Genomic DNA, 10,455 nt, shown 5'->3' with positions numbered 1-10,455 from the left:
ATCTGAAGCCTATGATCGTCCCGCGTTACCAGCTCGGCTACGTCGTCGCGCCCGGACGCAAGGACACATATTACGCGCGCATTCACAACGAGCATGAGGCAATCGTCGGCGCCATTGAGAGGCAGGACGCCGGCGCCGCGCGCCGTGCGATGCGCAAGCACCTCTACAACAGCCTGGAGCGGGTGCGCGGTTTGGCGCAGGCATCCGGCGTCGAAACGACAGACGCTGTGCAGAAGGCAGCCGCCGAGGCGCTTTTTGCGGAGATGAAACCGAAGATCGCGGCAGAGCGATAGCACGAGAACGATTCCGGCAGGCGCCGGCGCAAATCTGGGGAAATGCGAAAGCAGCGTTTTGTTGCCGAGTGCGCGCTCGCGTGGTCTCGACTGGGTGAAAGTGTCTCATTCCTGACGCTTTCCATGGGGTTTTCCAGCCCATGCCACGTCAGGGCGTGCACATCAGCGTCTGTGGCCAGGTGTCGATAGGAAAGCTGAACTTTCCTTTTTCCGGTTTTTCTTGGTTTCGCTGAGGCGGCCGAAGACACACACTTGATCAAAGGCAAATGGAAGATCGACGTGACGACAGCCTTCATCACAGGCGCAACCAGCGGCATCGGGCGAGCCATCGCGGTGGCGTTGAGCGACGCCGGCTATGAGGTCTACGCAGCGGGTCGCGGCAAGGCGGCGCTCAAGGAACTGCAAGCCGAGCGGCCGAGGATCGTTCCGATCGCAATCGACATCACCGACCGCGAGGCGCTGGAGTCTGTGCTGACAGACCTGCATATAGACGTGCTGGTCAACAATGCCGGCATCATGCCGCCGCTCGGCAACTTCGCCGACATGAAGTTGGCCGACATCGACACGACGCTCGAGGTCAATCTCAGCGCGGCGATCCTTCTCACCCGCCTTGTGGTCCCGCAGATGCGAGAACGCCAGTCCGGGCATATCATTTTCACCGGCTCGTCCGCGGCGCATGCCGCGTTTCCGAATGTCGCCGTCTATTCCGCGACCAAGGCCGCGATTGCCGGCTTTGCAGCGGCGCTGCGCGCCGACCTTTCCCAATACGGCATCCGCGTGACCGAGATTGTGCCCGGCCGGGTGGAAACGCAGCTTTACAGGGACATCCTCGACGCTGAGGCACGGGCGGCGATGTACGCCGGCAATGTCGCCGTGCAGCCCGAGGACGTGGCCAGAATGGTCGTGACGCTTCTGGCACTCCCCGCCTCGGCTGACGTGACCCGTTTCGACATCATGCCGACCCGCCCGGTGCCTCCGAGCGGCAGCAAATAGGGAGCAAGACGTGAAGGACCTTTCCGTACTCATCGTTGGCGGCGGCTCCGGCCTCGGCGCACTGCTCGCGGGGATGGCCGTGGAAGCTGGTGCGGCCAAGATCGGCATCATCGACATCAATCCCGAAGCCGCCGAGGCCGCGCTTGAGCCGGCTCGCGCCAAGGGTCTTCCGACCGCGTCGGCCAAGTGCGACATCCAGATCGGTCCGGAATGTCATACCGCCTTCGACGTGATCGTCGCCAAGCTTGGCCGCGTCGACACGCTTATCAATTGCGCAGCGATCTATCCGCGCCGCCCAATCCTCGAGATCACCGACGCCGAGTGGGACGCCTCCAACGGCATCAACATCAAGGGCACCTATCACATGATGGTGGCCGCGGTCCGGCACATGCAGCGGCAGGAGCCAAAGGATCATGTGCGCGGACGCATCGTGAACCTGACCTCGGTCGACGCCTTCAAGGCGCACCCGCAGAACTGCCACTATGCCGCGACGAAGGCCGCTGTCGTCAGCCTCACGCGGTCCTTCGCCCATCACGTCGCCAAGGATGGCATCCTGGTCAATTCCGTCGCTCCCGCCGGGATGGCGACCGAGCGCGCGAAAGCTCTCGGCTTTCTCGAGGAACTGGCGAAGGCGAGCCCGCTTGGTCGCGGCGCTCAACCTACGGAGATCGCCGAGTGGGTGCTTATGACCGGGGGACCGAAGAACACGTACATGACCGGCGAACAGGTCATCGTTTCAGGCGGGTACATCTACGCCTGATTTCAATGGCCGACGGCACGATCAAGCGATCCGTCGGCAGCAGTGCATGATCCACGGAGCTCGAAACAGGAAGGAGCGGAACTGACGATGACCGGCAAGCTGCGCCTTCCGCCGTTGAATGCCCTGCGGGTTTTCCACGCCGTCGCGCAGCACAGGAGCTTTCGCCAGGCCGCCGACGAACTGCTGGTTACACCTCAAGCGGTCGGACAGCAGATCAAGCTGCTCGAAGACACGCTCCAGGTGACGCTGTTCGAGCGAAAGGGCCGGTCGATCGAACCGACGGAAGCGGCGATCCTGCTCTCGCACTATGTCAAGGCCGGATTCGACGAGTTCGCCGAAGGCGTTCGCAGGGTCACCAAGTCGAGCTACCGGGACCGCATAAATCTGAATGCGAGCCCCTATTTCGCCACCCACTATTTGTTGCCGCGCCTCACTCTCTTCAGGGAGATTCTGCCTGGAGCCGACCTACGGTTGACGACAATGGTCGACCTCCCGGACTTCGGTCGCGACGACATCGATATGAGCGTGCAGTGGGGGTATGGCAGGTGGGGCGACTACGAGACGACGCTTCTCGTTCTGGATCCCAAGATCATCTGCTGCACGCCTTCAATCGGCGAGAAAATCAAGTCTGCACAGGATCTGACGCAGTTCACGCTGCTCGATGCGGTCAAATCGAAACGACTTTGGCCTGACATATTGCGGCACCTCAACGTGGAGAAGACGGATGGCGACCGCAGCATCGGCTTCGACGATGCCGCCACGATGCGGCGCGCGACACTACAAGGAATTGGCGTCGGCCTCGTCTCGGTGATCGACGCTGAGGAAGATCTGCGCTCAGGCGCGCTGGTCGCGCCGCTCGGTCGCGATGCCCTGATCGGCATGAAGCCCGAGGAAGTCCCCGGCTTCTATCTCGTCGTGCCGAAGGGGCATCTGCGCGTGAAGGCGGTCGCCGCTCTGCATCGCTGGCTGACCCAACAGGATTGGGCGAGTGACCTTGCGGTCCCTCCCCTACCGAAGCCGACACCTCTCTTGGACTGACGGCGGCTTGCGAACCTGGGCTTTGACGGCCCCAACAACAACAAAAACGAAGAACCTCAACAGTGGAGAAATAAGATGAAAGCATTCAATTGGGGGGCAGCGGCTCTCGCGCTTAGCCTCGTTCCATTCACCGCTCCGGCGCATGCCGCGGGCGGCAAGACGCTGGAAGCCGTCAAGGCGCGCGGCGTGCTCAACTGCACGGGCCACGACGGCTCGTATCTCGGTTTCGCCGAGGTGGATGACAAGGGCAATTGGAAAGGCATTGACATCGACCTGTGCAGGGCCGTTGCGACCGCGGTTCTTGGCGATCCCTCGAAGCTGAAAATCATTCCCATCAGCTGGGCGCAGCGCTGGCCCGAACTCCAGTCCGGCAACGTCGATATCGTCATCAAGGCCTCGGGCGGCACGCTCAGCCGTGACACCGAGCTCGGCCTTCAGTTCTCCATGTCGTACTACCTCGGCACGACCAAGGTGATGGCGCACAAGGAGTTGAATGTCGCCACGCTCAAGGACGCGGAGGGCGGCACCATCTGCATCCCGGCCGGCACGACGATCGAACAGCAGGTCGCGGGCTACGCGGCCAAGATCGGCGTCAAGCTCGAGCCCGTCGTCATCGAAAAGACCGAAGAACTGGAGCAGGCCTACTTCTCGAAGCGTTGCGACCTTTACGCTCAGTGGGGCCCGGTCGTTGCGATCGCACGTGCGGCCAAGGGACAGGTCGACGATCACGTCATCCTGCCCGATGTGCTCGACGTCGAGCCGGAAGTGTTCATCATGCGCCAGGGCGACGACAACTGGGTCGATATCGCGAACTGGACGCTGTCCGCGCTGCTGTTTGCCGAGCAGGCCGGCATAACCTCCAAGAACGTCGACGAGATGAAGGCCAAGCCGGCATCGCCGCAGATCAGCAAGTTCCTCGGCGCCACGCCGGGCGTCGGCAAAGGTCTCGGTCTGTCGGATGACTGGGCCTACAACGTGATCAAGAACGTTGGCAATTACGGGGAGGTCTTCGACCGCAACCTCGGCGCGGGCTCCCCCTACAAGATGGATCGCGAGCTGACCAATCTGTGGAGCAACGGCGGCGTCCTTTTCCCGCTCGTCTTCGATTGATCTGAACGAACGCCTCGCCCGGCAAAAAGCCGGGCGAGGCCTCCAATCCACGAAAGGTCTGTCGATGGAACGGCTGCTCCGCAACCAGAAAGTGCGCAATGCGCTGCTTCAGATCGTCTTCGTCGGCATTCTCGCCTTCATCGTGATCGGCGGCGGGCTTGTCGCACGGCAGAACCTCATCGATCAGGGTATCGTCTCCGGCTTCGATTTTCTCTTCAAGTCGACGGGCTGGGACGTGAACTTTTCGCTGTTGCCCGTAACGGCGTCCGACCCCTATTGGTGGTTCTTCGTCAACGGCATCATCAACACGCTCTTTCTCGGCAGCTTCGGCCTCCTGCTGGCAACGTTGATCGGAGCCGTCGTCGGACTGGCGAGAACGTCATCGAACGAACTCGCGCAACTTCTCGGCCGCAGCTATGTCGACTTCTTCCGCAACATACCGCTCATCCTGCAAGTGATCTTCTGGTACGCGGTCTTCACCCGGCTGCCGCCGCCGCGCGCCGCCCTCGATGCCGGGGGATTCCTTCTTTCGAACCGGGGACTGTACGCCCCTTTTCCGAATGTCAGCGCGCCGGCCATGCTTGTGGTGGCGGCTGCCATCATCGCCGCCATCGTGCTCCCGATATGGCTCGGCAAGACGGAACATCTCGATCGCCCGCGCGAAAAGCGGTTGCCGTTCCAGCTCGGGGGCATGGCGATCGCTCTTCTTTGCGCTTTCGCGGCGCTTTGGGCCGGCAGGCTCCCGGACTTGCCGCTGCTTGACATTCCACGTCTGCAGGGCCTCAACCTCAGGGGCGGGCTTCGCATCCCTCCGGAATTCATGGCGCTCGTCGTGGGGATGGCCATCTATGGCGGCGCCTATATCGGTGAGATCGTGCGCGGCGGCTTCAAGGCTGTCGGGCGCGGCCAGGTCGAAGCCGCCCAGTCGCTGGGCCTGTCGCCCTGGAGAATATTCTCGCGCGTCCGCCTCCCACTGGCGTTGCGCGCCATGCTGCCGATCCTCGCCAATCAATATGTCTGGCTGATCAAGGCGACCACGATGGGCATTGTGGTCGGCTTCACCGACTTCTTCATGATCACGGCACTGACCATCAACCATTCGGGTCAAACGCTGGAGGCGATCTTTATTCTGATGGCCGGCTTCCTGACGATCAACCTCAGCCTGGCCGCAGTCTTCAACCGGATCAACAAGGCGATCGCCCTCAAGGGCAACCAATTGAGGGGGTAAACAATGGCCGATGCTGTTGGAATGAACCCGGTTCTCGCTCCACAAGGCCCCGGATTTGCCGCCAACCTCAAGCGGCGATTTTTCGCGACGCCGCTTCAGGCGCTGGTCTCGGGCGTCTCGCTCGCCCTCTTGTTTTGGGTGGCGTGGAACGTGCTCGACTGGGCATTGTTCTCGGCCGTGTTCGACACGAGCGGCACGGCCGATGCCTGCCACGCATCGACCGGAGCGTGCTGGTCCGTGATCGCCGCGAGATGGCGCATCATCTTCTTCGGCCTTTATCCCTATGAGGAGCAATGGCGTTCCGCCCTTGCCTGTGTGGCCGTTGTCGCGATGACGGTGCTCTCCTGCATTCCAGCCTTCTGGACAGGCCGGCGGATCGCCTTCATCTGGGGAGCGGGAACCGCGCTCTTCTACCTCCTGATGAAAGGCGGGATTCTCGGTCTGCCCTATGTCGGCGAGGAGATGTGGGGCGGACTTGCGCTCACGCTTTTCATCTTCGTGATGACGTGCCTCATTGGCTTCCCGCTGGCTATCTGCCTCGCTCTGCTGCGGCGCTCGCAACTGCCCTGGATTTCCAGAACCACGGGTCTGATCATCGACGGCGTCCGCTCGCTGCCGCTGATTTCGATCCTGTTCACATTCGCGATCGTTGTGCCCTTCATGCTTCCGCAGTGGCTCCAGGGCGACAAGCTGTACCGCGTGATTATCGGCTCGGCGCTGTTCTTTGCCGCCTATCAGGCCGAAATCGTGCGCGGCGGCATGCAGGGCGTGCCGATAGGTCAGGAGGAGGCCGCGATGTCGCTCGGCCTCAACTACTGGCAGCGCATCAGCCGAATTCTGCTGCCGCAGGCAATGCGCAACGCGCTGCCTGCAACGATCAACCAGTTCGTCATTGCGTTCAAGGAAACGTCGCTGGTGATCATCGTCGGCTTCTTCGAAATCCTGGCGTCGGGAAATGCGGCTTTCGGCACCGGCGAATGGCGCTTCGCCTATGTCGAAGTCTATGTCTTCATCGCCCTCATCTACTTCACCTTCGTGTTCAGCTTGTCGCGCTACGGCGCTTTCCTCGAGCGCCGCATGTCGGTGGGCGAGCGGTAGGAGCAAGTCATGATCCCCTCCAGTTCCAACGGTTCCAACGGCTCCAACGGCGCAGCCGTCCAGATCGAGAGCATGAACAAGTACTACGGCACCTTCCATGCGCTGAAGGATGTCGATCTTGCGGTAGCACGCGGAGAGAAGATCGTCGTTTGCGGAGCCTCGGGTTCCGGCAAATCCACCATGATCCGTTGCATCAATCGCCTTGAGGAACACAATGCCGGCAGGATCGTCGTGCTCGGCACGGAGCTCAACGACGACGTCGGCAACATCGACGAAATCCGCCGGGAAGTCGGCATGGTTTTCCAGCACTTCAATCTGTTTCCGCACATGACTGTGCTGGAGAACTGCGTGCTCGCCCCGATGCTGGTGCGCAAGCTGCCGCGGGCAGAGGCCGAAGCAACCGCGCGGAAATATCTCGAGAAGGTTCGTATTCCCGAGCAGGCATCCAAATATCCAGGCCAGCTTTCGGGCGGTCAGCAGCAGCGCGTCGCCATTGCGCGCTCGCTTTGCATGCAGCCGCAGATCATGCTGTTCGACGAGCCGACCTCCGCGCTCGATCCTGAAATGATCTCCGAGGTGCTCGACGTCATGGTCACGCTTGCGTCCGAAGGCATGACGATGATCTGCGTAACGCACGAGATGGGATTCGCGCGACGTGTCGCAGATCGCGTGGTCTTCATGGACCGCGGCGAGATCGTCGAGCAGGCGCCGCCGGAAGAGTTTTTCACCTCCGCCCGGAACGAACGCACCAAGCAGTTCCTGGCGCAGGTCCTCGATCACTGAGAGACACAACAATACACGGCGGCATAAAGACTCCCGCTTCACTGCCGAAAGTCTGTCTGGCTTCCATGTCTGAACTCGCCGCCGCATTGTCCAGAATTCTTGGAGCGAAAGGGTGGCTTTCGGGCCACGACACCAGGCCGTACACCCGCGATTGGCTGAACCGGTATGGGGTCGAGCCCCTGGGCGTGGCAAGGCCGGCCAATACCGGAGAGGTGGCCGAGGTCGTTCGCACATGCGGCAAGGCGGGCGTTGCCGTTGTCCCGCAGGGCGGTAACACCGGGCTTTGCGGCGCTGCCGTCGCCGGCTCGCCGAACGCTGTGATCGTTTCTCTTTCGCGCATGACGGCGATCGGCAAGCCGGAGGCCGACAGCGGATCGATCCTCGTCGAGGTCGGCGCCGTTCTGGCCACCCTTCACGAGGTGCTCAAGCCGCATGGCCTCATCTTTCCGATGCATCTCGGCGCCGAGGGCAGCACACGCATCGGCGGACTCATCGGGACGAATGCGGGCGGTAGTCACGCCCTTCGCTATGGCATGATGCAGGAGCTCGTGCTCGGCCTCGAAGTGGTCCTGCCCGATGGCGCCGTCTGGAACGGCCTGAGGGCCGTCCAGAAGGACAACGCCGGCTATCAGTTGCGCAAGCTGTTCTGCGGCGCCGAAGGCACGCTGGGGATCGTTACACGCGCGGTCCTCAAACTTTATCCCGCGCCGAGCCAACGGGCGACGGCGCTGCTGGCCCTGCCCGACCATGCAGCCGCGGTGGCATATGGCACGTTCCTGCGTCGCGAGGCCGGGGAGTTCCTGTCAGGACTGGAATTCTTCGCCGACCTCGGCGTCGAGTTGGCACTGAAGCACCTGCCCGACCTCGCTTTCCCTCTCGATAGCCGCGGAGCGGTCTATCTGCTCGCGGAACTGACTTCCGGCTCGCCGCGTGTTCCGCTGGACGACATCCTGGCGTTCGCGCTCGAACAGGGCATGGAGCAAGGTCTGGTCACGGACGGCGCGCTCGCCATGTCAGACGCGCAACGCGCTCATTTCTGGCGGCTGCGTGAAGAGCAACCGGAAGGGCAGCGGTTGGAGGGCGAGCAGCTCAAGCATGACATCTCCGTGCCGCCGGGCAAGCTCGCTGAGTTCATCGCCGCCGCAGAAAGCATCTGTACCGGCCTATTGCCGGGTGTGCGCATCAACCCGTTCGGCCATCTCGGCGACGGCAACATTCACTACAACCTGACGCCTCCTGAGGGGGTCACCGGTTTTGGCGGCAAGGCGGGCGAGATCGGCCGGGCGCTGGCCGTGCTGGCCACCGATATGGGCGGCAGCTTTGCCGCCGAGCACGGACTCGGCCGCGCCAAGATCACGTTGGCAGAGCAACACAGAAGCCCCATCGAGCGGGATCTCATGGCGCGTCTCAAAGCAGCGCTGGATCCTTCAGGGATCATGAATCCGGGCGTGCTGCTGCACGACTATCGGCAAAGAATAACTTTCGAATAGGCGATTTTTCTTCGTTTCGCCGAGGCCTGGCGGCGTGCACGCTTGGATCGAAAGAGAAGACTGGCGGCTCTGCGGTCGCCCTGTAGGAAGTCGGATGTAGGCGGGTGCGATGCACTGCCCCATTGGTCGGAACGAAGCATGACACGTAATGGCGGTCGCCTCCTTGTCGAATGCCTGGTTGCCCTCGGTGCAAGCAAGAGCTTCGGCGTGCCCGGCGAAAGCTACCTCGCGGTGCTGGACGCGCTGCACGATACCCGCGGCAAGCTCGACTATGTGCTGTGCCGCAACGAGGGCGGCGCGGCTTTCATGGCCTCGGCCTACGGCAAGCTCACCGGCTCGCCCGGCATCTGCTTCGTTACGCGCGGCCCCGGTGCGACCAATGCCGGCATCGGCGTGCACACGGCGATGCAGGACAGTTCGCCGATGATCCTGTTCGTCGGCCAGGTCGGCACCGACATGAAGGGCCGCGAGGCGTTCCAGGAGCTCGACTACCGCGCCGTGTTCGGCACGCTCGCCAAATGGGCGGTCGAGATCGACGATGTCGGGCGCATCCCGGAGATTGTGGCGCGGGCCTGGACCACGGCGCTGACCGGGCGACCCGGTCCGGTCGTGGTAGCTCTCCCGGAGGACATGCTGACGCAGGCGACGGCCGCCGCGCCTCTCGCCGGGCCGCCCCACATCGTCGAAGCGGCCCCTGCCCCGGAGGCGATTGCCTCCGTGCGCAGCGTCCTGGCCGACGCGCAAAGGCCCGTTCTGCTGGTGGGCGGCGCCAATTGGACAACCGATGGCCGCGCGGCACTACAAAATTTCGCTGAAGGGTCGGATATCCCCGTGGTCGCCGACTTCCGCTACCAGGACCAGTTCGACAACGGCTCGCCGGTCTTCGTCGGCGAAGCCGGGGTCGGCATGGTTCCTCACGTCAAGGCGCTGATCCGCGACGCCGACGTGATCCTGGCGGTCAACGTCCGCTTCGGCGAGATGACCACGGATGGCTACACATTGCTCTCCGTGCCTCTACCGCGACAGAAGCTGATCCACGTGCACGCATCAGACCGCGAGATCGGCAAGGTCTATGTGCCTTTGCTCGGCATCCATGCCGGGCCGAACGCGTTCGCCACTGCGCTGTCGCCGGTCAGGGGCCCCTGGGCGTCCTGGCGGGCGGAGGCACGCCAGGCTTATGAAGGAGCGTTCGAGGCGCCCGCCCAGCCTGGGCCAGTCGACATGGTCGTAGTCAGCGCCTGGCTGCGCGACAACCTGCCCGAGGACGTTATTCTGACCAACGGCGCCGGCAATTTCACGGTCTGGCCGAACAAGTTCTTCAAGTTCGGTCCGAAGGCCCGGCTGCTTGCGCCGCAATCGGGCGCGATGGGCTATGGCCTGCCGGCCGCGATCGCGGCCAAGGTGGCTTTCCCTGAGCGCACCGTCGTCTGCTTCGCCGGCGACGGCGACTTCCAGATGAATTGCCCGGAGCTCGGGACGGCCATGCAGGCCGGCGCCCAGCCGATCGTGCTCATCCTCGACAACGGCATCTACGGCACGATCCGCGCGCACCAGCAGCGGAACTACCCCACCCGTGTCTCAGGAACGACACTGCAGAACCCGGATTTCGTCGGTCTCGCCCGCTCCTACGGCTTCCATGCGGAGCGCGTGGAGTCGACGCGG

Annotated in this window: 10 protein-coding genes; all 10 read left to right on the top strand. The window is 63.0% G+C overall.

What is annotated here, in order from left to right; genetic code table 11:
- A partial coding sequence (locus EOA86_RS08430) for an FCD domain-containing protein (RefSeq protein ID WP_128341213.1) occupies positions 1-293 on the top strand: 293 nt, incomplete at its 5' end.
- A gap of 252 nt (positions 294-545) precedes the next feature.
- Positions 546-1,286 (top strand): SDR family oxidoreductase, encoded by a 741-nt coding sequence (locus EOA86_RS08425; RefSeq protein ID WP_245497175.1) that lies wholly within the window; start codon positions 546-548, stop codon positions 1,284-1,286.
- A 10-nt stretch (positions 1,287-1,296) separates the two neighbouring features.
- Entirely contained in the window at positions 1,297-2,046 is a 750-nt protein-coding gene (locus EOA86_RS08420) for an SDR family oxidoreductase (protein WP_128341212.1), read from the top strand.
- Between the two features lie 87 nt (positions 2,047-2,133).
- Entirely contained in the window at positions 2,134-3,084 is a 951-nt protein-coding gene (locus EOA86_RS08415) for a LysR family transcriptional regulator (RefSeq protein WP_128341211.1), read from the top strand.
- 75 nt (positions 3,085-3,159) lie between these two features.
- Positions 3,160-4,194 (top strand): amino acid ABC transporter substrate-binding protein, encoded by a 1,035-nt coding sequence (locus EOA86_RS08410; protein WP_128341210.1) that lies wholly within the window; start codon positions 3,160-3,162, stop codon positions 4,192-4,194.
- Between the two features lie 64 nt (positions 4,195-4,258).
- On the top strand, positions 4,259-5,422 hold the full coding sequence (locus tag EOA86_RS08405; RefSeq protein ID WP_128341209.1) for an ABC transporter permease subunit: 1,164 nt from the start codon (positions 4,259-4,261) through the stop codon (positions 5,420-5,422).
- A 3-nt stretch (positions 5,423-5,425) separates the two neighbouring features.
- Positions 5,426-6,520 (top strand): amino acid ABC transporter permease, encoded by a 1,095-nt coding sequence (locus EOA86_RS08400; RefSeq protein ID WP_245497174.1) that lies wholly within the window; start codon positions 5,426-5,428, stop codon positions 6,518-6,520.
- A gap of 9 nt (positions 6,521-6,529) precedes the next feature.
- Positions 6,530-7,303 (top strand): amino acid ABC transporter ATP-binding protein, encoded by a 774-nt coding sequence (locus EOA86_RS08395; protein ID WP_128341208.1) that lies wholly within the window; start codon positions 6,530-6,532, stop codon positions 7,301-7,303.
- Positions 7,304-7,368: 65 nt separating this feature from the next.
- Complete coding sequence (locus tag EOA86_RS08390; RefSeq protein ID WP_128341207.1) at positions 7,369-8,793, top strand: FAD-binding oxidoreductase; 1,425 nt, start codon at positions 7,369-7,371, stop codon at positions 8,791-8,793.
- A gap of 138 nt (positions 8,794-8,931) precedes the next feature.
- On the top strand, positions 8,932-10,455 hold a 1,524-nt coding region (locus EOA86_RS08385), incomplete at its 3' end, for a thiamine pyrophosphate-binding protein (RefSeq protein ID WP_128341206.1).

It is taken from the genome of Mesorhizobium sp. M5C.F.Ca.IN.020.32.2.1, assembly GCF_004023105.1.
GTDB lineage: Bacteria > Pseudomonadota > Alphaproteobacteria > Rhizobiales > Rhizobiaceae > Mesorhizobium > Mesorhizobium wenxiniae.
Note: the sequence above shows the minus strand (reverse complement) of the source record. Positions and strands in the feature narration are given on the sequence as shown.

Bases quoted from the DNA above. Each gene is read 5' to 3' on its own strand.
- EOA86_RS08415 (WP_128341211.1), top strand. From the start codon at position 2,134: ATGACCGGCAAGCTGCGCCTTCCGCCGTTGAATGCCCTGCGGGTTTTC.
- EOA86_RS08410 (WP_128341210.1), top strand. From the start codon at position 3,160: ATGAAAGCATTCAATTGGGGGGCAGCGGCTCTCGCGCTTAGCCTCGTT.
- EOA86_RS08405 (WP_128341209.1), top strand. From the start codon at position 4,259: ATGGAACGGCTGCTCCGCAACCAGAAAGTGCGCAATGCGCTGCTTCAG.
- EOA86_RS08400 (WP_245497174.1), top strand. From the start codon at position 5,426: ATGGCCGATGCTGTTGGAATGAACCCGGTTCTCGCTCCACAAGGCCCC.
- EOA86_RS08395 (WP_128341208.1), top strand. From the start codon at position 6,530: ATGATCCCCTCCAGTTCCAACGGTTCCAACGGCTCCAACGGCGCAGCC.
- EOA86_RS08390 (WP_128341207.1), top strand. From the start codon at position 7,369: ATGTCTGAACTCGCCGCCGCATTGTCCAGAATTCTTGGAGCGAAAGGG.